At 72.5% G+C, this 21,750-nt stretch carries 23 protein-coding genes; 13 read left to right on the forward strand and 10 right to left on the reverse strand.

Annotated elements, in window-relative coordinates:
- Positions 1 to 16: 16 nt before the first annotated feature.
- Complete coding sequence (locus tag BZZ08_RS11675) at positions 17 to 568, forward strand: hypothetical protein (RefSeq protein WP_104632107.1); 552 nt, start codon at positions 17 to 19, stop codon at positions 566 to 568.
- Here the strand turns inward: BZZ08_RS11675 and BZZ08_RS11680 are convergent.
- The 3 genes from BZZ08_RS11680 to BZZ08_RS11690 are packed head-to-tail and all read right to left on the reverse strand — an operon-like array spanning position 525 to position 1,769.
- On the reverse strand, positions 525 to 731 hold the full coding sequence (locus tag BZZ08_RS11680) for a DUF397 domain-containing protein (protein WP_104632197.1): 207 nt from the start codon (positions 729 to 731) through the stop codon (positions 525 to 527). The two genes, BZZ08_RS11675 and BZZ08_RS11680, sit on opposite strands and share 44 nt — an antisense overlap.
- Positions 728 to 925, reverse strand: a complete 198-nt coding sequence (locus BZZ08_RS11685; RefSeq protein WP_104632108.1) for a DUF397 domain-containing protein — start codon at positions 923 to 925, stop codon at positions 728 to 730. Before BZZ08_RS11685 ends, BZZ08_RS11680 begins: the two co-directional genes overlap by 4 nt.
- Before the next feature lie 7 nt (positions 926 to 932).
- Positions 933 to 1,769 carry a helix-turn-helix domain-containing protein gene (locus BZZ08_RS11690; protein WP_104632109.1) on the reverse strand — a complete coding sequence of 279 codons (837 nt, stop codon included), beginning with the start codon at positions 1,767 to 1,769 and terminating at the stop codon, positions 933 to 935.
- Between the two features lie 218 nt (positions 1,770 to 1,987).
- Here BZZ08_RS11690 and BZZ08_RS11695 point away from each other — a divergent pair, with 218 nt between their 5' ends.
- On the forward strand, positions 1,988 to 2,416 hold the full coding sequence (locus tag BZZ08_RS11695) for an ATP-binding protein (protein WP_104632110.1): 429 nt from the start codon (positions 1,988 to 1,990) through the stop codon (positions 2,414 to 2,416).
- Positions 2,417 to 2,457: 41 nt separating this feature from the next.
- Positions 2,458 to 3,249, forward strand: coding sequence for an ArsR/SmtB family transcription factor (locus tag BZZ08_RS11700; RefSeq protein ID WP_104632111.1), 792 nt, complete (start codon positions 2,458 to 2,460; stop codon positions 3,247 to 3,249).
- 9 nt (positions 3,250 to 3,258) lie between these two features.
- On the opposite strand, the gene BZZ08_RS11705 is transcribed toward BZZ08_RS11700, so the two are convergent.
- On the reverse strand, positions 3,259 to 4,206 hold the full coding sequence (locus BZZ08_RS11705; protein WP_104632112.1) for an RNA polymerase sigma-70 factor: 948 nt from the start codon (positions 4,204 to 4,206) through the stop codon (positions 3,259 to 3,261).
- 134 nt (positions 4,207 to 4,340) lie between these two features.
- On the opposite strand from BZZ08_RS11705, the gene BZZ08_RS11710 reads away from it, so the two are divergent.
- Positions 4,341 to 4,826, forward strand: coding sequence for a carboxymuconolactone decarboxylase family protein (locus BZZ08_RS11710; RefSeq protein ID WP_104632113.1), 486 nt, complete (start codon positions 4,341 to 4,343; stop codon positions 4,824 to 4,826).
- A 10-nt stretch (positions 4,827 to 4,836) separates the two neighbouring features.
- Here the strand turns inward: BZZ08_RS11710 and BZZ08_RS11715 are convergent, their stop codons facing one another.
- Positions 4,837 to 5,187, reverse strand: coding sequence for a hypothetical protein (locus BZZ08_RS11715; RefSeq protein WP_104632114.1), 351 nt, complete (start codon positions 5,185 to 5,187; stop codon positions 4,837 to 4,839).
- A 269-nt stretch (positions 5,188 to 5,456) separates the two neighbouring features.
- On the opposite strand from BZZ08_RS11715, the gene BZZ08_RS11720 reads away from it, so the two are divergent.
- From BZZ08_RS11720 to rbsD, 5 genes are read left to right on the forward strand one after another with little or no spacing between them, the layout of a single operon-like run.
- Positions 5,457 to 6,500 carry a LacI family DNA-binding transcriptional regulator gene (locus BZZ08_RS11720; RefSeq protein ID WP_104632115.1) on the forward strand — a complete coding sequence of 348 codons (1,044 nt, stop codon included), beginning with the start codon at positions 5,457 to 5,459 and terminating at the stop codon, positions 6,498 to 6,500.
- A complete protein-coding gene (locus tag BZZ08_RS11725) occupies positions 6,497 to 8,041 on the forward strand; it encodes a sugar ABC transporter ATP-binding protein (RefSeq protein WP_104632116.1) in 1,545 nt (514 codons plus the stop codon). Before BZZ08_RS11720 ends, BZZ08_RS11725 begins: the two co-directional genes overlap by 4 nt.
- Entirely contained in the window at positions 8,031 to 9,986 is a 1,956-nt protein-coding gene (locus BZZ08_RS11730; RefSeq protein ID WP_104632117.1) for an ABC transporter permease/substrate-binding protein, read from the forward strand. The genes BZZ08_RS11725 and BZZ08_RS11730 overlap by 11 nt, the downstream gene beginning before the upstream one ends.
- 59 nt (positions 9,987 to 10,045) lie before the next feature.
- The gene (locus tag BZZ08_RS11735) at positions 10,046 to 10,966 is read left to right on the forward strand and encodes a ribokinase (RefSeq protein ID WP_104632118.1); all 921 of its coding nucleotides are present in this window, start codon (positions 10,046 to 10,048) and stop codon (positions 10,964 to 10,966) included.
- Entirely contained in the window at positions 10,963 to 11,352 is a 390-nt protein-coding gene (gene rbsD, locus BZZ08_RS11740; RefSeq protein ID WP_104632119.1) for a D-ribose pyranase, read from the forward strand. Before BZZ08_RS11735 ends, rbsD begins: the two co-directional genes overlap by 4 nt.
- Positions 11,353 to 11,525: 173 nt before the next feature.
- On the opposite strand, the gene BZZ08_RS11745 is transcribed toward rbsD, so the two are convergent.
- Genes BZZ08_RS11745 through BZZ08_RS11755 form a run of 3 tightly spaced genes read right to left on the reverse strand, consistent with a single transcriptional unit; the run spans position 11,526 to position 14,703 of the window.
- Positions 11,526 to 12,389 carry a sugar phosphate isomerase/epimerase family protein gene (locus tag BZZ08_RS11745; protein ID WP_104632120.1) on the reverse strand — a complete coding sequence of 288 codons (864 nt, stop codon included), beginning with the start codon at positions 12,387 to 12,389 and terminating at the stop codon, positions 11,526 to 11,528.
- Complete coding sequence (locus BZZ08_RS11750) at positions 12,386 to 13,555, reverse strand: dihydrodipicolinate synthase family protein (RefSeq protein WP_104632121.1); 1,170 nt, start codon at positions 13,553 to 13,555, stop codon at positions 12,386 to 12,388. The genes BZZ08_RS11745 and BZZ08_RS11750 overlap by 4 nt, the downstream gene beginning before the upstream one ends.
- Complete coding sequence (locus BZZ08_RS11755) at positions 13,552 to 14,703, reverse strand: Gfo/Idh/MocA family protein (protein ID WP_198601422.1); 1,152 nt, start codon at positions 14,701 to 14,703, stop codon at positions 13,552 to 13,554. Before BZZ08_RS11755 ends, BZZ08_RS11750 begins: the two co-directional genes overlap by 4 nt.
- Positions 14,704 to 14,919: 216 nt before the next feature.
- Here BZZ08_RS11755 and BZZ08_RS11760 point away from each other — a divergent pair, with 216 nt between their 5' ends.
- Both BZZ08_RS11760 and BZZ08_RS11765 read left to right on the forward strand, forming a co-directional pair.
- The gene (locus BZZ08_RS11760) at positions 14,920 to 15,966 is read left to right on the forward strand and encodes a LacI family DNA-binding transcriptional regulator (RefSeq protein WP_104632122.1); all 1,047 of its coding nucleotides are present in this window, start codon (positions 14,920 to 14,922) and stop codon (positions 15,964 to 15,966) included.
- 170 nt (positions 15,967 to 16,136) lie between these two features.
- Positions 16,137 to 16,937 carry a sugar phosphate isomerase/epimerase family protein gene (locus BZZ08_RS11765; protein ID WP_198601423.1) on the forward strand — a complete coding sequence of 267 codons (801 nt, stop codon included), beginning with the start codon at positions 16,137 to 16,139 and terminating at the stop codon, positions 16,935 to 16,937.
- On the opposite strand, the gene BZZ08_RS11770 is transcribed toward BZZ08_RS11765, so the two are convergent.
- Both BZZ08_RS11770 and BZZ08_RS11775 read right to left on the reverse strand, forming a co-directional pair.
- Positions 16,921 to 17,583 (reverse strand): GNAT family N-acetyltransferase, encoded by a 663-nt coding sequence (locus tag BZZ08_RS11770; protein WP_104632124.1) that lies wholly within the window; start codon positions 17,581 to 17,583, stop codon positions 16,921 to 16,923. The genes BZZ08_RS11765 and BZZ08_RS11770 overlap by 17 nt on opposite strands.
- The gene (locus tag BZZ08_RS11775; protein ID WP_104632125.1) at positions 17,580 to 18,515 is read right to left on the reverse strand and encodes an EamA family transporter; all 936 of its coding nucleotides are present in this window, start codon (positions 18,513 to 18,515) and stop codon (positions 17,580 to 17,582) included. The genes BZZ08_RS11770 and BZZ08_RS11775 overlap by 4 nt, the downstream gene beginning before the upstream one ends.
- 146 nt (positions 18,516 to 18,661) lie before the next feature.
- On the opposite strand from BZZ08_RS11775, the gene BZZ08_RS11780 reads away from it, so the two are divergent.
- Together BZZ08_RS11780 and BZZ08_RS11785 are read left to right on the forward strand one after the other, a co-directional pair.
- A complete protein-coding gene (locus BZZ08_RS11780; RefSeq protein WP_104632126.1) occupies positions 18,662 to 19,588 on the forward strand; it encodes a LysR family transcriptional regulator in 927 nt (308 codons plus the stop codon).
- A 171-nt stretch (positions 19,589 to 19,759) separates the two neighbouring features.
- A complete protein-coding gene (locus BZZ08_RS11785) occupies positions 19,760 to 21,607 on the forward strand; it encodes a glycoside hydrolase family 3 protein (RefSeq protein WP_104632127.1) in 1,848 nt (615 codons plus the stop codon).
- The last annotated feature ends 143 nt before the right edge of the window (positions 21,608 to 21,750 follow it).

Below are 21,750 nucleotides of genomic sequence, written 5' to 3' on the forward strand. Positions count from 1 at the left end.
GCAGGATCAGGGAGACATGGGGCTCACGTACGGCTACGACATCTACCTGCGTCCTTGGAACCTCGCCGGGGCGCTGGCCGCCGTGGCCGGGCTGGCGCCCCGGTCCCGTGACGTGCCGCCGCTCGACGTCACGCTGCCCGGGGGCGAGCGGATCGTCCTGCCGTTCACGTCCGGCTTCGGCAGCGAGCCGGTGGACTGCTCCTCGCTCGACACGCTCGACCTGGACACGTCCCTCATGCTCCCGGTCGACGACGCGGTGCGGGCGTACGCGGAGTCGTACGGACTCCCGCCCGAGGAGAACGGGCGGGTCCGGATCGGGTACGTCTACCTGACGGTCCGGTTCCGGTCCTTCCTCGATCCCCGGTACACCTCCCTGGAGTTCTGGGCGGCGACGTCGGGCATGAGCCGCCTGTTCGAGCGGTCGGCGAGCATCAGGAGGACGTTCACCGACCTCGCCGCGGCCGTCGGCGCAGAGTGCTGCCAGTTCGACGTGGGCGACGGCAGCCCCGGGGAGGTGTGCTGGGTCAGCGGGGATGCACCATTTCCTCCGGCTCCTTCAACACCGTGAGGAAGCGGGTGAAGGCGGCGCGGGGGAAGGCGAGGGTGGCCCGGGCGGGGGCCTTGGAGTCGCGGACACGTACGCGGGTGACCGAGGTGGCTATCTCCACGCAGTTGTTGCCGTCGCCCTCGCCGGAGTAGGACGACTTGCGCCAGGTGTCCATGGTGCTCACCACTCCGTTTCCGCCCTCTTGATCCCGCCAAGGAATGTCGCGAAGACTTCAGTCGGGACCGTAAGGGTCCCGTACGAGGGGGCCTTGGAGTCGCGGACGGCGACGTGCGTGGTCGAGTTCGCGACCTCCACACACTCGTTGCCGTCGCCCTCGCCTGAATACGAAGACTTCCGCCAGTTGCCACGAGCTCTCATGGGTACCTCACAGCTCTTTCGTCAGCTGATGGATGAAATCACGCGACCTGTCGGGCCCAAGTGACACTTCCTCCACCATACGGAAACGCGTTCGATACGCGTCGAGTTGCGCCTCGGAGTCAAGGAAGACCGAACCGTGCGGCGCATCTCGCACGACGGTGTCCAGCCTGGGCAAGGGGCCACTCACGTACGTCATAGTGCTGGAAGCCCTGGCGAAGTTGTCCAGGTCGAAAGGGATGACGCGCACGGTGATGTGGTCCGCCTCCGAGAGCTCTGCGAGCCGCGCCAGTTGGGCCCTGGAGTTGTCACGATCGCCAACCCTGATCCGGAGCGCGGCTTCATGGATCACCGCTTCGTAGGGGATGGCGAGTGCCTGACGCGCCTTACGGTGCTGGATACGCACCTCCAACTCCTCGGCGGTCAGCGCCGGCAGCCTGGCGGAAAACACGGCACGCGAATAGCCCTCGGTCTGGAGCAGCCCCGGCACGTACAGGATGGCCACGTGGCGGAGGAAGCGGGCGTGGTGCTCCAGCTCGGACAGGTCCAGGAACGGCGTGGGAAGCAGACCTCGATACTGTTCCCACCAGCCGGTTGACCGCTCGGTGGCCATGGCGACGAGCGCGTCGATGAACTCCTCATCCGTACAGGCGTAATGGGAGGCCAGGCGGCGGACTCGCTGCTCGCTCACTCCGGCGAGGGCGGACTCGATGTGAGTGATCTGCGCGGGCGCCACGCCGAGCAGCTCCGCCGCCTGGCGGGAGTTGAGCCCTGCCGCCTCACGGAGTCTGCGCAGTTCGGTTGCCAGTCGCACCTGACGTGCCGTCGGTTCGCGCCTCTTCACCATCGACTGGCCCTCTTCACACGTCTGTTGGTGCAACTCGTTCGGCGTCAGATTACGCGATCGACTTGCCCCGTCCCTAAATTTAGATCTACCGTCAGTGACGCGACGCACACCGTGCGACACGGGTTACCGGAAGCGCACCGCCCCGTCCTGCCATAACGGCTGCGGCAATGACACCGGGCCCGCCCCTCACCCCATCCGCCCTCCGCGAGGAGCTCCGCATGCCCGAAAACGAACCGTGGGAGTACTCCCTCTACCTCCCCAACGACCTCCGCGCCGTCACCGTCAGCCGCCGCACCCTCCGCCTGGTCCTCACCATGCACGGGCTGATCCGCCTCGTCGACGTCGCCGAACTGCTGGCCACGGAGCTGGTCTCCAACGCCGTACGGCACACCAAGGGCCCCGCCGCCCTCCGCATCCGCTGGTCGCCGCCCGGCACGCTGCGGATCGGGGCATGGGACGCGGACCCGGGACCGCCGGAACCGCCGACCGCGTTCGAGAGGACGGAGGAGTTGGAGGAGGGCCGGGGCCTCGCGCTGGTGCGGGCCTGCGCGGACGTGTGGGGATGGCATCCGCTGGCCAGGCACGGCAACCGGGGGAAGTACGTGTGGTGCGAGCTGCGTTTGACATGCAGCCGCCCGGCTGCCTAACGTAATAGGCAGCCAATAGGCTGCATGTCAGAGGGGCGGAGATGGACGAGGTCTTCAAGGCGCTGGCGGACGGCAACCGGCGACGACTGCTGGACCGTCTGAACGCGCGCAACGGGCAGAGCCTGCGCGAGCTGTGTGCCGGGCTGGACATGGCCCGGCAGTCGGTCAGCAAGCACCTGGCCCTGCTGGAGGCGGCCCACCTGGTCACCACCGCCCGGCGGGGCCGGGAGAAGCTGCACTACCTCAACGCCGAACCGATCAACGCCATCGCCGAACGCTGGATCAGCCGCTACGACCGGGAGCGGGTGCACGCACTCGCCGACCTCAAGCACGCGCTGGAGGACACCGCCATGGACAGCAACGCGTTCGTCTACACGACCTACATCAGGACCACGCCGGAGAAGCTGTGGCAGGGCCTGACCGACCCGGCGTTCACCCGCCGCTACTGGGGGCTGGAGTTCGGCACCGACTGGGCGGCGGGGTCGCCGGTGGTGTGGCGGGAGCGGGGGGCCGAGACGGCCGACCCCGAGCAGGTCGTGCTGGAGTCGGATCCCTTCCGGCGGCTGGCGTACACCTGGCACACCTTCACGCCGGAGTGGGCGGCGGCCAACGGGATCGACGACGCGACCCTCGCCAGGCTCGCCGCCGAGCGGCGCTCGAAGGTCGCGTTCGAGATCGAGGACCTCGGCGGGTCGGTGAAGCTGACCGTCGTCCACGACGGGTTCGAGCCCGGCAGCACCGCCCGCGAGATGATCCAGCACGGCTGGCCCGCCCTGATGTCCAGCCTCAAGACGCTGCTGGAGACCGGCGAGACGCTGCCGGAACCTCGGTGAGCCGATCGTTCAGCGGCTCAGGGCCGTCTCCTCACGCATGCGCGACAGCTTCTCGGGATTGCGCACCGCGTAGAGCCCCGTGATGCGCCCGGCCTCGAAGCGGACCGCCACCACGGTGTCCAGCTCGCCGTCGAGCCGGATGATCAGGGCGGGGTGTCCGTTGACCTGGGCCGGGTCCATCGTCACCGCGACGGGCAGCTTGACCAGGCCGCCCAGCATGAGGCGGGCCACCTTGTCGGCGCCGGTGACGGGCCGCAGGACGGCCTGCTTGATGCCGCCGCCGTCGCCCAGCAGGACGACGTCCGGCGCGAGGATGTCGAGCAGGCCCTGGAGGTCGCCCGTCTGGACGGCCCGCTGGAACGCGTCGAGCGCGTCCCGGGTCTCGGAGCGCGAGACGACTCCGCGCGGCCGGCGGGCCGCGACGTGCGCGCGGGCCCGGTGCGCGGTCTGGCGGACGGCGGCCGGGGTCTTCTCGACGGCCTCGGCGATCTCGTCGTAGTCGAGTTCGAACACCTCGCGCAGCACGAACACCGCCCGCTCGGTGGGCGAGAGCGTCTCCATGACCAGCATCATCGCCATCGACACGCTGTCGGCCAGCTCGACGTCCTCGGCCACGTCGGGCGCGGTGAGCAGCGGCTCGGGCAGCCAGGAGCCGACGTAGGACTCCTTGCGGCGGCCGAGCGTACGCAGCCGGTTCAGCGCCTGGCGGGTGGTGATGCGCACCAGGTAGGCGCGGCGGTCGCGCACCGTGTCGAGGTCGACTCCCGCCCACTTCAGCCAGGTCTCCTGGAGGACGTCCTCGGCGTCGGCGGCCGAGCCGAGCATCTCGTAGGCGACGGTGAAGAGCAGATTGCGGTGGGCGACGAAGGACTCCGTGGCGCCGTCCTGTTCGCGGCCGCTGTTCTCGCTGGTCACCAGCTTCTCCCGTTCGTTCGGTTCAGGCGGTGTCACGCGCACAGGACACCGGTCGCCGGGGTTCCGTGACACCCGCCGGTGGTGTCCTGGGTCACGTTCCCGCCCTGTCACAGGGTGCGGGCCGTCGGCGTCTTGTGTGCGTCACCGAGGCACCGAGAGCGAGCGAGGACGAGATCATGGACACCCGATTCAACCTGTTCGAGAACGAGTTCGGCGGCAGGTTCGCGAAGCGGTTCGCGGGCACCGGGATGCTGGTCCACCAGTCGGCGCTGCCGAAGGCCACGCAGGAGCTGGTGTCGCTGCGGGCCAGCCAGATCAACGGCTGCGGCCACTGCATCGACATGCACGTCAAGGAGGCCGCGGCCGCCGGGGAGAGCGCGGTCCGGCTGCACCTGGTCGCCGCCTGGCGCGAGACCACGGTCTTCACCGAGGCCGAGCGGGCGGCGCTGGCCCTCGCCGAGGAGGGCACCCGGCTCGCCGACGCGCACGAGGGCGTCTCCGACGAGACGTGGGAGCTGGTGCGCAAGCACTACGACGACGACCAGGTCGCCGCCCTGGTCTGCCTGGTCGCCCTGATCAACGCGGCCAACCGGCTCGCCGTGATCACCCACCAGAAGGGCGGCTCGTACGAGGCCGGGATGTTCGAGGCCGCCATGGGCTGAGCCGCACCGGTCAGGACCGCGGGAGGGCGCCGACGACGAGTTCCACGTCGGCGCCCTCCCGTACGACCAGGTCCCGCACCCGCCACGCACGCGCGTCGATCCGGGTCCCGGCCGCGGTGGTGTGGGCGGGAACGGTCAGCACCAGGGGCGGCCCCTCCCCCGGCTCCGTGAGCAGCCGCGCCGCCACCATCACCCCGTCGGAGAACCGCAGGTCCACGTCGAGCGGCCGGGGCCCGGCCACGAACGCGTCCGGGTCCGGGAGCCCCTGGAGGCGACAGCGCGCCCCCGGGAAGAGGTGCGTGTGCCCGCACAGCGCCGGGAAGGTGTCCGTCCCGGCCGGTCCGCCGGAGGGATGGGCCATGCGCGCGCTCCCGGGTCCGCGGGGGCGCGGGGGCGCCGTCGTACGCCCTGGGACCGGCCACCGCCGTCGTCCCGTTCCTACCGCCTCACCTGCCCGGACGGTACTCGGACGGCCCGTTCGTGGTGGTGGGCCGGTGTCGGGCACCGGCCCACCGTCCCGGACGGGCCCGGTCACGATTGCGTCTCGGCCCGATCCGACCCCTTGATTCCTGCCCGTGTAATCGTTTCCAATCCTCCATGTAATCGATTCCACGAGGAGGTGGAACGACGATGGCGAGCATCAAGGACGTCGCCGCCGAGGCGGGTGTGTCCGTCGCGACGGTCTCGCGGGCGCTCAACGGCCACCCGTCGGTCAGCGCCGCCGCACGCGCCCGTGTGCTGGCCGCCGTCGAGACGCTGGGCTACCGCCCCAACGCCCTCGCCCGGTCGCTGCGCACCGACCAGACCCGCACTCTCGGCCTGGTCATCAGCGACGTCATGAACCCGTACTTCACCGAGCTGGCCCGTTCCGTCGAGGAGGAGGCCCGCGCGCTCGGCTACAGCGTCATCATCGGCAACGCCGACGAGCGGCCCGACCTCCAGGACCACCACGTCACCACGCTGCTGGACCGGCGGATCGACGGGTTGCTCGTCTCCCCCACCGACGGGGGCTCCCCGCGCATGCTGGACGCCGCGCGGGCCGGGACGCCGATGGTCTTCGTCGACCGCTGGATCCCCGGTGTGGACGTGCCCGTCGTCAGGTCGGACGGGCGGGCGGCCGTACGGGACCTCGTCGCGCATCTGCACGGGCTCGGGCACCGGCGGCTCGCGATCATCGCCGGGCCCGCCGCCACGACCACCGGACGCGAGCGCGTCGACGCCTTCCGCGAGGCGCTCGCCGCGTACGGGCTCCCCCTCCCGGACGCCTACATCGGCCAGGGCGACTTCCAGGCCGGCAGCGGACGCCGGGTCACCGAGGGTTTCCTCGACCTGCCCGAGCCGCCCGAGGTCGTCTTCGCCGCCGACAACCTGATGGCGCTCGGCGCGCTGGACGCCGTCCGCGCGCGCGGGCTGCGGGTCCCCGAGGACATCGGGCTCGCCGCGTTCGACGACATCCCCTGGTTCGTGCACACCGGTCCGCCGGTCACCGCGATCGCCCAGCCCACCCGCGAGCTGGGGCGGGCGGCCGTACGCGCCCTCGTCGAGCGGATCGCGGGGCGGACCGGCGAGTCCGTCACCCTTCCGGCCCGGCTCGTCGTCCGCCGCTCGTGCGGTGAGCCGCCCGCCGCACCACACCCCCCGTCCCCGTCCCCCGTACGAAGGAGTACGCCGTGAGCAGCCGCAGTCCGGACGAGTTGCTGCGCATCGAGGGCATCCGCAAGACCTTCCCCGGCGTGGTCGCGCTCGACAGCGTCGACTTCGACCTGCGCCGGGGCGAGGTGCACGTGCTCCTCGGTGAGAACGGCGCGGGCAAGAGCACGCTCATCAAGATGCTCTCCGGCGCCTACACGCCCGACGCCGGGCGGATCCTGGCCGGTGGTGAGGAGGTGCGCATCCACGGTGCGCAGGACTCCGAGCGCCTCGGGATCGCCACCATCTACCAGGAGTTCAACCTCGTCCCCGACCTGACGGTGGCGGAGAACATCTTCCTGGGGCGCCAGCCCCGCCGGTTCGGCATGATCGACCGGAAGCGGATGGAAGCCGACGCCGAGGTGCTGCTGGAGCGGGTGGGGGTCCACGTGTCTCCCCGCGCACGGGTGCGTGAACTCGGTATCGCCCGGCTCCAGATGGTCGAGATCGCCAAGGCGCTCAGCCTGGACGCGCGGGTGCTCATCATGGACGAGCCGACCGCCGTGCTCACCTCCGACGAGGTGGAGAAGCTGTTCGCCATCGTGCGGCGGCTGCGCGAGGACGGCGTCGGCATCGTCTTCATCACCCATCACCTGGAGGAGATCGCCGCGCTCGGCGACCGGGTGACCGTCATCCGGGACGGCCGGAGTGTCGGCCAGGTGCCCGCCTCCACGCCCGAGGACGAGCTGGTCCGGCTCATGGTCGGGCGGTCGATCGAGCAGCAGTACCCGCGCGAGCGCACCGACGCCGGTGAGGCACTGCTCAAGGTGGAGGGGCTCACCCGGGACGGTGTCTTCCACGACGTCGGCTTCGAGGTGCGGGCCGGTGAGGTCGTCGGCATCGCGGGGCTCGTCGGCGCCGGGCGGACGGAGGTGGTGCGGGCGGTGTTCGGCGCCGATCCGTACGACGCCGGAACCGTGCGGGTCGCGGGTGCGCCGTTGCGGCGGCACGACGTGAACGCCGCCATGGCCGCCGGGATCGGGCTCGTCCCCGAGGACCGCAAGGGGCAGGGCCTCGTGCTCGACGCCTCCGTGGCGGAGAACCTGGGGCTCGTCACGCTGCGGTCCAGCGCCCGCGCCGGGCTCGTCGACCTCAAGGGGCAGCACGCGGCGGCCGAGCGCATCGCCGGGCAGCTCGGGGTGCGGATGGCCGGGCTCGGCCAGCACGTGCGCACGCTCTCCGGCGGCAACCAGCAGAAGGTCGTCATCGGCAAGTGGCTGCTGGCGGACACCAAGGTGCTGATCCTCGACGAGCCGACGCGCGGCATCGACGTCGGCGCCAAGGTCGAGATCTACCAGCTCATCAACGAACTGACGGCCGCCGGTGCCGCCGTGCTCATGATCTCCAGCGATCTGCCGGAGGTGCTCGGCATGAGCGACCGCGTGGTCGTCATGGCGCAGGGGCGCGTCGCGGGTGAACTCACCGCCGAACAGGCCACCCAGGACGCCGTGATGGCGCTCGCCGTCAGCACCCACACCAGCAACTCCCCCCACAGCGACGGAACGGAGGCCTCCGGTGGCCACTGACACGCTCAAGAGCAAGCCGGGCGCGCAGGGCGCCACCAGCGGTCTGCGCCGCCTGCTGCTCGACAACGGCGCGCTGACCGCGCTGATCGTCCTCGTCATCGCCATGTCGGCGCTGTCCGGGGACTTCCTGACCGCCGACAACCTCCTCAACGTCGGCGTCCAGGCCGCCGTCACCGCGATCCTCGCGTTCGGCGTCACCTTCGTCATCGTCTCGGCGGGCATCGACCTGTCGGTCGGCTCGGTCGCCGCGCTGTCGGCCACCGTGCTGGCCTGGAGCGCCACCGAGGCCGGCATCCCGGTGGTGCTCGCGGTGCTGCTGTCCGTCCTGACGGGCATCGCGTGCGGTCTGGTGAACGGTTTCCTCATCTCGTACGGGAAGCTGCCGCCGTTCATCGCGACGCTCGCCATGCTGTCGGTGGGCCGCGGTCTTTCGCTGGTCATCTCGCAGGGCTCGCCGATCGCCTTCCCGGACTCGGTCTCGCACCTCGGTGACACCCTCGGCGGCTGGCTGCCGGTGCCGGTGCTCGTGATGATCGTGATGGGCCTGATCACCGCGTTCGTCCTCGGCCGGACCTACATCGGCCGCTCCATGTACGCCATCGGCGGCAACGAGGAGGCCGCGCGGCTGTCCGGCCTGCGGGTGAAGCGGCAGAAGCTCGCCATCTACGCCTTCTCCGGCCTGTTCGCCGCCGCCGCGGGCATCGTGCTCGCCTCCCGGCTCTCCTCGGCGCAGCCGCAGGCCGCGCAGGGCTACGAGCTGGACGCCATCGCCGCCGTCGTGATCGGCGGTGCCTCGCTGGCGGGCGGCACCGGCAAGGCTTCGGGGACGCTGATCGGCGCGCTGATCCTCGCGGTGCTGCGCAACGGCCTCAACCTGCTGTCCGTCTCCGCGTTCTGGCAGCAGGTCGTCATCGGTGTCGTCATCGCGCTGGCGGTGCTCTTCGACACGCTGCGCCGCAAGGCGGGCGCGGTCACGCCGGCGGCCGGGGCGTCCGGTGGCGGCAACCGGGGCAAGCAGGCCCTCACCTACGTGATCGCGGCCGTCGTCGCGGTGGCCGTCGTCGGCGCCACCTCGCTGCTGCACAACGGTTCCTCCGGCGGCAAGGACCAGAAGATGGGGCTGTCGCTGTCCACGCTCAACAACCCGTTCTTCGTGCAGATCAGGAACGGCGCGCAGGAGGAGGCGAGGAAGCTGGGCGTGGACCTGACGGTCACGGACGCCCAGAACGACGCCTCCCAGCAGGCCAACCAGTTGCAGAACTTCGTCAGCGGCAGCCTGTCCGCGGTCATCGTCAACCCGGTGGACTCCGACGCGGCCGGTCCCTCGGTACGCTCGGCGAACAAGGACGACATCCCCGTCATCGCCGTGGACCGCGGCGTCAACAAGGCGGACACGTCCGCGCTGGTGGCCTCCGACAACGTCGAGGGCGGCAAGCTGGGCGCCCGGGCGCTCGCCGAGAAGCTCGGCGGCAAGGGCACGATCGTCGTCCTCCAGGGCCAGGCAGGCACCAGCGCCAGCCGGGAGCGCGGGGCGGGCTTCGCGGCCGGGCTGAAGGAGTACCCGGGCATCAAGGTCGTCGCCAAGCAGCCCGCGGACTTCGACCGCACCAAGGGCCTGGACGTGATGACCAACCTGCTCCAGGCGCACCCGGACGTCGACGGCGTCTTCGCGGAGAACGACGAGATGGCGCTGGGCGCGATCAAGGCGCTCGGTTCCAAGGCCGGAAAGTCGGTCCAGGTCGTCGGCTTCGACGGCACCCCGGACGGGCTGAAGGCGGTCCAGGACGGCACGTTGTACGCCTCCGTGGCGCAGCAGCCGAAGGAACTGGGCAGGATCGCCGTACAGAACGCGCTGCGGGCTGCCGAGGACAAGAAGGTGGAGCAGACGGTGAAGGTGCCCGTGAAGGTCGTCACCAAGGAGAACGTGGCCGGCTTCGGGGGCTGAGACCGGCCGTCGGGACCCGGCGGAAACCAGCGGGAATCACTCGAATCGGAGAACGATTGATGTACGACTACGACCTGCTGGTCGTCGGATCGGCCAACGCCGATCTGGTGATCGGTGTCGAGCGGCGGCCGGCGGCGGGCGAGACGGTGCTCGGCTCCGACCTGGCCGTCCACCCGGGCGGCAAGGGCGGCAACCAGGCCGTCGCCGCCGCCCGGCTGGGTGCCCGTACGGCCCTGCTGGCCCGGGTCGGCGACGACGACTACGGCCGGCTGCTGCTGGACTCGCAGCGGGCGGCCGGCGTCGACACGGTCGGTGTGCTGGTGGGCGGCGCCCCGACCGGCGTCGCGCTGATCACCGTCGATCCGTCCGGGGACAACAGCATCGTGGTCTCGCCGGGTGCCAACGGCCGGCTGGCACCGGGCGACGTCCGGGCCGCCGCGAGTCTCTTCCACGCCTCCCGGGTGGTCTCCACGCAGTTGGAGATCCCGCTGGAGACGGTCGTGGAGGTGGTCCGCTCGCTCGCGCCGGACAGCCGTTTCGTGCTGAACCCGTCACCGCCGCGCGCTCTCCCGCGGGAGGTGCTGGCCGCCTGCGACCCGCTGATCGTCAACGAGCACGAGGCGAAGGTGATCCTCGGGGACTCGCTGGTCGGCGAGCGCCCCGAGGACTGGGCCCGCGTCCTGCTGGCCAAGGGCCCGCGCTCGGTGGTCGTGACCCTGGGCGCCGAGGGCGCGCTGGTCGCGTCGGCCGCCGGGGGCGTGGTCCGGGTGCCGTCCGTGAAGGTGCATGCCGTGGACACCACGGGCGCGGGCGACGCGTTCACCGCGGCGCTGGCCTGGCGGCTCGGCACCGGCGAGCCGCTCGCCGAGGCGGCGGCGTACGCGGCCCGGGTGGGCGCGGCGGCGGTCACCAGGGCGGGCGCGCAGGAGTCGTACCCGACGGCGGCCGAGGCCGAGGCACTGGAGGCCGGGGCGCTGTGAAGAAGGCGGGGATACTCAACCGGCATCTCGCGGGCGCGCTCGCCGAACTCGGGCACGGGGACGGCGTCCTGGTGTGCGACGCGGGCATGCCCGTGCCGGACGGGCCGCGCGTCGTCGACCTGGCCTTCCGGGCCGGGGTGCCGTCCTTCGCCGAGGTGCTGGACGGTCTGCTGGCCGAGCTGGTCGTCGAGGGCGCGACGGCGGCGACGGAGGTCCGGGAGGCGAACGCCGAGTGCGCCGCGCTGCTCGACGGGCTCTTCCCCGCCCTCGGGCTCGTCCCGCACGAGCGGCTCAAGGAGTTGTCGGCGGGCGCGCGGCTGATCGTGCGCACCGGGGAGGCGCGGCCGTACGCCAATGTGCTGCTGCGGTGCGGAGTCTTCTTCTGAGGGCCGCCGCCGGTGCGGAACACGTTTGAGGGGGCCCGGTCGACGACCGGGCCCCCTCGGGTTTCCCCACCCCTTCGGAACGCCGTGGATTTTCCCCCCCGGGTACCCCCACGGGAGTTCCGATGCCAGGTACGACCCGCCGGAGGGCGGAAGGGTTGCACGGGTCGCGGGATTTATTTTCCGGGCGGCGGGTCCGCCCGGTCTCCCGCGTGCTCGGCGAACCGGGCCGCCGTCTCGGCGAGCACCTCACGCCCGTCCCGGGCCCACAGCGCCTCGTTGAACAGCTCGACCTCGATGGCGCCGGTGTACCCGGCCGCCTCGACGTAGCCCTTCCACTCCCGCATGTCGATCGCGCCGTCCCCGATCTGACCGCGGCCGTTGAGGACGCCCTCGGGCAGCGGGGTCGTCCAGTCGGCGAGCTGGAAGGTGTGGATGCGGCCGCCCGCGCCCGCCCGGGCGATCTGCTCGGGCGCCCGGTCGTCCCACCAGATGTGGTACGTGTCGACGGTGACGCCGACCTGCCGTGCCGGGAAGCGTTCGGCGAGGTCCAGGGCCTGGGTGAGGGTGGAGACCACGCAGCGGTCGGCGGCGTACATGGGGTGCAGCGGCTCGATGGCGAGGCGTACGCCGTGCCGCTCCGCGTACGGGCCCAGTTCGGCGAGCGCGTCCGCGATGCGTTCGCGGGCGGCGCGCAGGTCCTTGTCGCCGGCCGGGAGGCCGCCGGAGACCAGGACGAGGGTGTCGGTGCCGAGGGTGGCGGCCTCGTCGACGGCGCGGCGGTTGTCGGCCAGGGCCTTGGCGCGTTCACCGGCGTCGACGGCCGTGAGGAAGCCGCCGCGGCACAGGGTGGTGACGGTCAGGCCCGCGTCGCGGACCAGCCTGGCGGCCGCCTCGACGCCGTAGGCCTGCACGGGTTCGCGCCACAGGCCGACGTTGCCGACGCCCAGTTCGCGGCAGGCGGCGGTCAGTTCGGGCAGGGAGAGCTGCTTGACCGTCATCTGGTTGATGCTGAAGCGCGTCAGGCCGGTGTCGGTCATCGGTTCACTCCGTACAGCGCGAGCAGGTTCCGCATGCGCTCCTCGGCCAGCTTCGGGTCCGGGAACAGGCCGATCTCGTCGGCGAGCCGATAGGCGCGGGCGAGGTGCGGCAGGGAGCGGGCCGACTGGAGGCCGCCGACCATCGTGAAGTGGCTCTGGTGGCCGGACAGCCAGGCCAGCAGGACCACGCCCGTCTTGTAGTAGCGGGTGGGGGCCTGGAAGAGGTGGCGGGAGAGTGCGACGGTGGGGTCGAGGAGGGCGCGGAAGCCCTCCGTGTTCCCGGTGTCCAGGACGCGGACCGCCTCCGCCGCCAGCGGGCCCAGCGGGTCGAAGATGCCGAGCAGGGCGTGGCTGAAGCCCTGGTCGTCGCCCGCGATCAGCTCCGGGTAGTTGAAGTCGTCGCCGGTGTAGCAGCGCACGCCCTGCGGGAGGCGGCGGCGCAGCTCGACCTCGCGCCGGGCGTCCAGGAGGGAGACCTTGATGCCGTCGACCTTGTCGGGGTGGGCGGCGATGACCTCCAGGAAGGTGCCGGTCGCCGTGTCCAGGTCGGAGGAGCCCCAGTAGCCCTCCAGGGCCGGGTCGAACATCGGGCCCAGCCAGTGCAGGACCACTGGTTCGGCGGCCTGGCGCAGGAGGTGGCCGTAGACCTCCAGGTAGTCGTCCGGGCCCTGCGCGGTGGCGGCGAGGGCGCGGGAGGCCATCAGGATGGCCTGGGCGCCCGACTCCTCCACGACGGCGAGCTGTTCCTCGTAGGCCGCTCGGACCTCGGCGAGGCCGGTGCCGGTGGTCGCGGTCAGCTGGTCCGTGCCGACGCCGCAGGCGATGCGCCCGCCGGTCGCCCTCGCCTCGGCGGCGGAGCGGCGGATCAGCTCGGCGGCCCCGGCCCAGTCCAGGCCCATGCCGCGCTGGGCGGTGTCCATCGCCTCGGCGACGCCGAGCCCGTGGGACCACAGGTGGCGGCGGAAGGCGAGGGTGGCGTCCCAGTCGACGGCGGCGGGCCCGTCGGGGGTGGTGTCGGCGTACGGGTCGGCGACGACGTGCGCGGCCGAGAAGACCGTACGGGAGGTGAAAGCGCTTCCCGGGGTCGCCCGGAGCGCCGGCAGGGGCTCGGCGCGCGGTTCGTAGGCGCGCAGGGCGCCGTGTGCGTCGGGGAGGTGGAGGGTCACAGCGCGATCTCCGGTACGTCGAGGCGGCGGCCCTCCGCCGAGGACTTCAGGCCCAGCTCGGCCAGCTGGACGCCGCGGGCGCCGGCCAGCAGGTCCCAGTGGTAGGGGGCGTCGGCGTAGACGTGCTTGAGGAACAGCTCCCACTGGGCCTTGAAGCCGTTGTCGAACTCGCCGTTGTCCGGGACCTCCTGCCACTGGTCGCGGAAGACCTCGGTGGCGGGGATGTCCGGGTTCCAGACGGGCTTCGGGGTGGCCGAGCGGTGCTGGACGCGGCAGTTGCGCAGTCCCGCGACGGCGGAGCCCTCGGTGCCGTCGACCTGGAACTCGACCAGTTCGTCGCGGTTGACGCGGACCGCCCAGGAGGAGTTGATCTGGGCGATCGCGCCGCCCTCCAGCTCGAAGACGCCGTAGGCGGCGTCGTCGGCGGTGGCGTCGTAGGGCTTGCCCTTCTCGTCCCAACGCTCGGGGATATGGGTGGCGGTGAGTGCCTGGACGGTCCTCACGCGGCCGAACAGCTCGTGCAGCACGTACTCCCAGTGCGGGAACATGTCGACGACGATGCCGCCGCCGTCCTCGCTGCGGTAGTTCCAGGACGGGCGCTGCGCCTCCTGCCAGTCGCCCTCGAAGACCCAGTAGCCGAACTCGCCGCGCACCGACAGGATCCGGCCGAAGAAGCCGCCGTCGATGAGGCGCTTCAGCTTGAGCAGGCCGGGGAGGAAGAGCTTGTCCTGCACGACGCCGTGCTTGATGCCCTTGGCCTGGGCGAGACGGGCCAGTTCCAGGGCGCCGTCGAGGCCGGTGGCCGTCGGCTTCTCGGTGTAGACGTGCTTGCCCGCGGCGATCGCCTTCCTGATCGCCTCCTCGCGGGCCGAGGTCACCTGGGCGTCGAAATAGAGGTCGATGCTGTCGTCGGCCAGGACCGCGTCGAGGTCCGTGGAGACGTGGTCGAGTCCGTGGCGTTCGGCCAGCGCCCTGAGCGCGTGCTCGCGGCGGCCGACCAGGACCGGCTCCGGCCACAGCACGGTGCCGTCGCCGAGGTCGAGGCCGCCCTGTTCGCGCAGGGCCAGGATGGAGCGGACGAGGTGCTGGCGGTAGCCCATGCGCCCGGTCACACCGTTCATGGCGATACGCACCGTCTTGCGTGTCACGTCATTCCCTTCGTACGAGCCGTACCGAGCCATACAGCACGTCGTACGAGCCGTACAGCAAGCGCTTTCTATGTAGAACGAAGCTAGCCTGTGAACGGTGGTCTGGACAAGACCGCGGCCTGGGCGAGTTGTTCGAGGGGACGAACGGCGGCGGGCGGTGGCCGTAAGGTCACCCGGGACGGCGTTCGGCACACGCGCGATGCGGAGGACGAGGACATGACGGTGACACTGGCGGACGTGGCGGCCCGCGCCCAGGTCTCCCCCGCGACGGTGTCGCGCGTACTGAACGGCAACTACCCGGTGGCCGCCTCCACCCGGGAGCGGGTGCTCAAGGCCGTCGACGAGCTGGACTACGTACTCAACGGCCCCGCGAGCGCGCTGGCGGCGGCCACGTCCGACCTGGTGGGCATCCTCGTCAACGACATCGCCGACCCGTTCTTCGGCATCATGGCCGGCGCCGTCCAGTCCGAGATCGGCGGGCCGGGCGGCAGAGCGGGCGGCGAGAGACTCGCCGTGGTCTGCAACACCGGCGGCACCCCGGAGCGCGAGCTGACCTACCTCACGCTGCTCCAGCGCCAGCGCGCGGCGGCGGTCGTGCTGACCGGCGGCGCGATGGAGGACGAGGCCCACCAGGCGGCCGTGGCGGCGAAGCTGCGCAAGCTCACGGAGGCCGGGACGCGGGTGGTGCTGTGCGGGCGGCCGCCCGCGCCGGACACCGGGGCGATCGCGCTCACCTTCGACAACCGCGGGGGCGGCCGGGAACTGACCGAGCACCTGATCGGGCTGGGGCACCGGCGGCTCGGCTACATCGCGGGCCCGGAGGAACGGACCACGACCCGGCACCGGCTGGAGGGCCACCGCACCGCGCTCGCCGCGCACGGCATCGAGGAGGACCCACGCTGGACGGTCCACGGCCGCTACGACCGGCAGGCCGGGTACGAGGCCACCCTGGAGCTGCTGCGCAGGGACCCGTCGCTGACGGCGGTCGTCGCCGCGAACGACACCGTCGCGCTGGGCGCGTGCGCGGCGCTGCGCGACTCGGGGCTGCGGATCCCGGACGACGTGTCGGTGGCCGGCTTCGACGACCTGCCGTTCAGCATCGACGCGGTGCCCGCGCTGACGACGGTGCGGCTGCCGCTGGCGGAGGCGGGGGCGCGGGCGGGACGGGTCGCGATGGGGCGGGAGGAGGCGCCGGCGGGCGGAATCGCGGTGGTGCGGGGGGAGTTGATGGTGCGGGGGTCCTCCGGAGGGCCGCGGGCTTGAGACGGGCCGTTGGTTTCGCGGCGCCCGCGTAGGGGTGGGCCTTGCTGGGCGCCGCGCCCCCAGACCCCCCGTTCGGCCCTGAACGGGCCTCGTCCTCACACGCCGGACGGGCTGGATTACCTGCCCGCGTCGACAGGTGAACCCGGTGATCGCGGGTACGCTCCGTGGGCATGAAGCTGGCGTTCTCCACCCTCGGTGTTCCCGGACTGCCCCTGAGCGACGTGCTGGGGCTCGCTACCGCGCACGGTTATCACGGTGTCGAATTGCGCGCCCACCCGGAGGAACCGGTCCATCCGGGCCTGGGTCCGGACGAACGGGCCGCGGCCGTCGCCGAGTTCAAGGCGGCCGGTGTCGAGCCGCTGGGGCTCGCGGGGTACGCGCGGGTCGCCGCGCCCGGTGACGACGAGGCCGTGATCGGCGAGCTGCGCGGCCTGCTCGACCTGGCCCGCGACCTGGGCGCCCCCTACGTCCGGGTCTTCCCCGGCGGCGGCACCGAGCAGAGCGCGGACGAGGCCGACGCGGTGGCCGCGCGGCGGCTGGGCACGGCCGCCGAGTACGCCACCGAGCTGGGCGTACGCATCCTTCTGGAGACCCACGACTCGCACCGCACGGGCGCCGACGCGATGCGCGTCCTCGGACTGGTCGGGCACCGCCAGGTGGGCGCCCTGTGGGACGTGATGCACACCTGGCTGGGCGGGGAGCAGCCCTCCGACACCTACGCGGCGCTCTCCCCGCACCTGGGCTACGTCCAGGTCAAGGACATCGCCTCGGCCGAGGACACCACCCCGCTGCCGCTGGGCGCCGGGGTGCTGCCGCTCACCGAGGTGGTGGACGTGCTGTCCCGGCACAGCTGGGACGGCTGGCTGTGCTGGGAGTACGAGAAGCGGTGGTACGAGTCGGCGGCGCCGCTGCCCGAGCTGCTCACGCGGGGCCGCGAGCACCTGGCCCGGCTGCTCACGGACGCGGCGTGAGCGCGGCCGGCGCCTGTGCCGACCGTGCGACCGCCGACCGCACCCGGTGCTCCAGCCGCTTCCCGCACTCCGGCCACTCCGCCGACGTGATCGAGTAGATCGCGGAGTCGCGCAGCCGTCCCTCCTCGCCCGGCACCGAGGAGCGGGACCAGTTGCGCAGGACGCCCTCGAAGCGGGCGCCGGCCTTCTCGATCGCGGCGCGGGAGCGCTCGTTGCGGGCGTCGGTCTTGAGGTCGACGCGGGACACCTCCCAGACCTCGAAGGCGTGGCGGAACAGCAGCAGCTTGGCCTCGGCGTTCACACCCGTGCCCTGCGCGGAGCGGGCCAGCCAGGTGAAGCCGACCTCGACGGCGTCGAGCCCGTCGTCGGTGAGCCAGGAACGCGGTTCCCAGTAGGCGGTGGTGCCGACCGCGCGGCCGGTGGCGCGGGAGACCTGCGCGTAGGGCGCCAGCCGTCCGGTGGCCGCCCTGGCCAGCTGGGCGTCGATGTAGGTGCCGACCTCGTCGCTCCCCGGGACCCACGTGAACGCGTAGCTGCCGCGGTCCTCCGCCGCCGCCCTCGCCAGGTCGGCCGCGTGCTGATGGCCCAGCGGCTCCAGTCGTACCAGCGTGCCTTCGAGGACCGGGGCCTTCAGAGTGCATGTCACCGGACGGATTCTTCAGCCGGGGCGGGGAGCCGTCCAGCGAATTCCGGGGAGGTGCGCACGGTGATCCCCGGCACCCGCCCGCGGGCGGTGAGCGTCGTCAGCGCCACCCCGCCCACCAGCAGGGCCGCCGCGCACCAGCGCAGGGGTGTCACCGACTCGCCCAGGAAGAGCGCCGCCGACGACATGCCGAAGACCGGGACCAGGAGGGAGAACGGCGCGACCGTCGAGGCCGGGTGACGGCGCAGCAGCCAGCCCCAGGCGCCGAAGCCGAAGACGGTCGAGACCCAGGCGACGAAGAGGATCGTGCCCGCCCCCTGCCAGTCCAGGGCGCGCAGGGCCGCGAGGTCCGCGCCGGGGCCCTCGGTGAGCAGGGAGAGGGCCAGCAGGGGGAGCACGGGGACGGTGGAGACCCACACCATGAAGTTCAGCGCGTCCGGCGGGGACGCCTTGCGGGTCAGGACGTTGGACACGCCCCAGGCCGCCGCCGCGCCGACGACCATCAGGAACGCGCCCAGCGGTCCCGAGGCGCCCTCGTCGAGCGCCGCGACGCCGATGCCGGCCAGCGCGACCAGCATGCCGAGGGCCTGGCGGCGGGAGGGGCGTTCGGCGAGGACGGCGGCGGCGATCACCGCGGTGAACACCGCCTGGATCTGGAGCACGAGGGACGACAGGCCGGCCGGCATGCCCGCGTCCATGCCCACGAAGACCAGGCCGAACTTGGCCACGCCCAGCACCAGTCCCACCGCCACGATCCACTTCCAGGCCACCTTCGGGCGGCCCACCAGGAACACGGCGGGCAGCGCGGCGGCCAGAAAGCGCAGGGCGGAGAAGAGGAGCGGCGGGAAGTGGTCGAGGCCGATCTCGATGACCGTGAAGTTGACGCCCCAGACGGCGGCGACGAGCACGGCGAGGAAGAGGTGGGAAGGTCGCATGCGTCGAGGATCGACCGGGAAGACCGTGTAGCACCAGCGATGATTACTGCATGGTTGGATGAAGCATCGCTGTTCATTCGCCTCCGTTCCGTCCCTCCGTTCCGTCTCTCCTTTTCGTCCCTCCGTTCCGTTCCTCGGGAGCCGTCATGCTCGACCTCCAGCGTCTGCGCGCCCTGCACGCCGTGTCCGTGCACGGGACCGTCGGAGCGGCCGCCGCCGCGCTCGGCTTCACGCCGTCCGCCGTGTCGCAGCAGATCACCAAGCTGGAGCGGGAGACCAGGACGGTGCTCCTGGAGCGCGAGGGGCGCGGGGTCCGGCTCACCGACGACGCCTGGCAACTGGTGGCTGCCGCAGGTGAGTTGCTGGCCATCGTGGAGCGGGCGGAGACCCGGCTGGAGGAACGGCGCGGAGTGCCGTCGGGGCGGCTGACCATCGCCGCGTTCGCCTCGGCGGCGCGCGGCCTGCTGCCGTCCGTCCTGGCCGACCTGACGGTACGTCACCCGGCGCTGGACGCGCGGCTCAGCGAGGTCGACCCGCACCTGTCCGTGGACCTGGTGGCCAAGGGGGCCGTCGATCTAGTGGTGGCGCACGACTGGGACATCGCCCCGCTGCCGGCGCCGGCCGGGGTCGAACAGGCGCCGATCGGGGAGGACCTGTGCGACCTGCTGGTGCCCGAGGGCCACCGCTTCGCGGGCCGGGCGGCCGTGCGGCGGGACGAGTTGGGCGGACAGCGGTGGATCTGCCAGCCGCCCGGGCGGGTCTGCCACGACTGGCTGCTGCGGACGCTGCGGGGTGCCGGGCACGAGCCGGACATCGTCCACCAGGCCGACGAGAACCCGACGCTCGTCGCGCTGGTCGCGGCCGGTCTCGGCGTCGCCCTCATCCCCCGGCTGGGGCGCGGCCCGCTGCCGGCCGGGGTGGTGGAGGTACCGCTCGACCCGATGCCGGTACGCCGCCTGTACGCGCTGTGGCGCACGGGCGCGGCCCGCCGCCCGGCGATCGCGGAAACGGTCCGCACGCTCCGGGCCCACTGGCCTCACGCCGCGGCCCACACCACCCGGCCAAGCGCTTAGAAGACGCTTGCCTTCCGCGGCTCCGTGCGGCGCACGGCGCCGGCGGCGGTCCCGCCGGGCCTCCCGCGCGGCTTCCGGCGACTCGTGTGCGGTCCCTTGACTGGCAGAAACTTCCCGGATATTGGTGACTCCTTGGCAGTTTCCTTCACCAGCCCTCCGGAAGGAGCGCACGTGCACCACAGCAGCACGGCCGGCACGGGAAGCACCGCACAGCCCTCCAGACGCACCGTCCTCACCGCCACGGCGGTCGTCACCGCGGCCCTCGCGGCCGGGGGCGGCACGGCGTACGCCGACGCCGTCAGGCCCGACGACGACAAGCTCCGCGGCCTGATCTCCCGCATGACGCTGGAGGAGAAGGTCGGCCAGCTCTTCGTCATGCGGGTCTACGGCCACTCCGCCACCGACCCCGACCAGGCCGACATCGACGCCAACCTGAAGGAGATCGGCGTCCGCACCGCGGCCGAGCTGGTCGCCGAGTACCGGGTCGGCGGCATCATCTACTTCGCCTGGGCGCACAACACCCGCGACCCGCACCAGATCGCCGACCTGTCCAACGGCATCCAGAAGGCCTCCCTGGAGCAGCCGCGCGGCCTCCCGGTGCTCATCTCCACCGACCAGGAGCACGGGATAGTGGCTCGCGTGGGCGAGCCCGCCACCCTCTTCCCGGGCGCGATGGCCGTCGGGGCGGGCGGGTCGCGCTCCGACGCCCGTACGCTCGGCCGGATCGCGGGCGCCGAGCTGCACGCCATGGGCATCCGCCAGGACTACGCCCCCGACGCCGACGTGAACGTCAACCCGGCCAACCCCGTGATCGGCGTACGGTCCTTCGGCGCCGACCCGGAGGCCGTGGCGGGGCTGGTGGCCGCCGAGGTGGCGGGTTTCCAGCGGTCCGGGGTCGCCGCGTGCGCCAAGCACTTCCCCGGGCACGGCGACACCGCCACCGACAGCCACACCGGCCTCCCGGTCATCACGCACAGCCGCGAGCAGTGGGAGGAGCTGGACGCGCCGCCCTTCCGCGCCGCGATCGAGGCGGGCATCGACGCGATCATGACCGCCCATCTGGTGGTCCCGGCGCTCGACGACTCCGGTGACCCCGCGACCCTCTCCCGGCCCATCCTCACCGGCATCCTGCGCGAGGAGCTGGGCTACGACGGCGTCGTGGTCACCGACTCCCTCGGCATGCAGGGCGTACGGACGAAGTACGGCGACGCGCGGGTGCCGGTGCTGGCGCTGAAGGCCGGGGTCGACCAGCTGCTCAACCCGCCGGACCTGCCGCTCGCCTGGAACGCCGTCCTGACGGCCGTACGGGAGGGCGAACTCACCGAGGCGCGGCTCGACGAATCGATCCTGCGCGTGCTGCGGCTGAAGGCCAGGCTGGGGCTGTTCCGGGACGCGTACACCAGCCGCCGGGACGTCGACCGGACCGTCGGCACCCGGGCGCACCTGGCCGCGGCCGACCGGATCGCCGAGCGGAGCACCACGCTGTTGGTCAACGAGGGGCGGCTGCTGCCGCTCTCGCGCCGGGAGCACCGCAGGCTGCTGGTCGTGGGCGCCGACCCCGCCTCGCCGTCGGGCACGACCGGGCCGCCCACCGGCGTCCTCGCGGGCGCCCTGACGGAGCTGGGCTTCACGGCCACCGCCCTGTCCACCGGCACCGCGCCGTCGGCCGCCGTGATCGACCGCGCCGTCGCGGCCGCCGGGGACGCCGACGCGGTGGTGGTGGCCACGTACAACGTGACCGCGGGCAGCAGCCAGCGCACCCTGGTCACGCGGCTGCTGGAGACCGGGAAGCCGGTCGTCGCGGTCGCCGTCCGCAATCCGTACGACGTCGCCCAGCTGCCCGGCGTGCCCGCCTTCCTGGCCGCCTACTCCTGGACCGACGTGGAGGTACGGGCGGCGGCCCGGGTGATCGCCGGGCGGGTGCGGCCGCGCGGGAAGCTGCCGGTGCCGGTGGTGCGGGCGGACGACCCGGACACGGTGCTCCTGCCGCTCGGTCACGGGCTGACCTACCGGTCGTAGCCCGGGTCGCGGCCGGGTCGCGGCCGGGTCGCGGCCGGTCGTAGCGCGGCCTGCGACGCGCGCCGGGGGCGCTCCCCTCGCCCGTGCCCGAAGCCTCCCGCGCGTCTGGCGTGCGCCCGCCCCGGCGGGCCACGCTGGACCGG

The sequence above is a fragment of the Streptomyces sp. MH60 genome (assembly GCF_002939385.1).
Lineage (GTDB): Bacteria > Actinomycetota > Actinomycetes > Streptomycetales > Streptomycetaceae > Streptomyces.

Excerpts from the sequence above, each read along its gene's own strand:
- BZZ08_RS11675 (WP_104632107.1), top strand. The coding sequence starts at position 17 with ATGGGGCTCACGTACGGCTACGACATCTACCTGCGTCCTTGGAACCTC.
- BZZ08_RS11685 (WP_104632108.1), bottom strand. The coding sequence starts at position 925 with ATGAGAGCTCGTGGCAACTGGCGGAAGTCTTCGTATTCAGGCGAGGGC.
- BZZ08_RS11690 (WP_104632109.1), bottom strand. The coding sequence starts at position 1,769 with ATGGTGAAGAGGCGCGAACCGACGGCACGTCAGGTGCGACTGGCAACC.
- BZZ08_RS11695 (WP_104632110.1), top strand. The coding sequence starts at position 1,988 with ATGCCCGAAAACGAACCGTGGGAGTACTCCCTCTACCTCCCCAACGAC.
- BZZ08_RS11700 (WP_104632111.1), top strand. The coding sequence starts at position 2,458 with ATGGACGAGGTCTTCAAGGCGCTGGCGGACGGCAACCGGCGACGACTG.
- BZZ08_RS11710 (WP_104632113.1), top strand. The coding sequence starts at position 4,341 with ATGGACACCCGATTCAACCTGTTCGAGAACGAGTTCGGCGGCAGGTTC.
- BZZ08_RS11715 (WP_104632114.1), bottom strand. The coding sequence starts at position 5,187 with ATGGCCCATCCCTCCGGCGGACCGGCCGGGACGGACACCTTCCCGGCG.
- BZZ08_RS11720 (WP_104632115.1), top strand. The coding sequence starts at position 5,457 with ATGGCGAGCATCAAGGACGTCGCCGCCGAGGCGGGTGTGTCCGTCGCG.
- BZZ08_RS11735 (WP_104632118.1), top strand. The coding sequence starts at position 10,046 with ATGTACGACTACGACCTGCTGGTCGTCGGATCGGCCAACGCCGATCTG.
- BZZ08_RS11745 (WP_104632120.1), bottom strand. The coding sequence starts at position 12,389 with ATGACCGACACCGGCCTGACGCGCTTCAGCATCAACCAGATGACGGTC.
- BZZ08_RS11760 (WP_104632122.1), top strand. The coding sequence starts at position 14,920 with ATGACGGTGACACTGGCGGACGTGGCGGCCCGCGCCCAGGTCTCCCCC.
- BZZ08_RS11765 (WP_198601423.1), top strand. The coding sequence starts at position 16,137 with ATGAAGCTGGCGTTCTCCACCCTCGGTGTTCCCGGACTGCCCCTGAGC.
- BZZ08_RS11775 (WP_104632125.1), bottom strand. The coding sequence starts at position 18,515 with ATGCGACCTTCCCACCTCTTCCTCGCCGTGCTCGTCGCCGCCGTCTGG.
- BZZ08_RS11780 (WP_104632126.1), top strand. The coding sequence starts at position 18,662 with ATGCTCGACCTCCAGCGTCTGCGCGCCCTGCACGCCGTGTCCGTGCAC.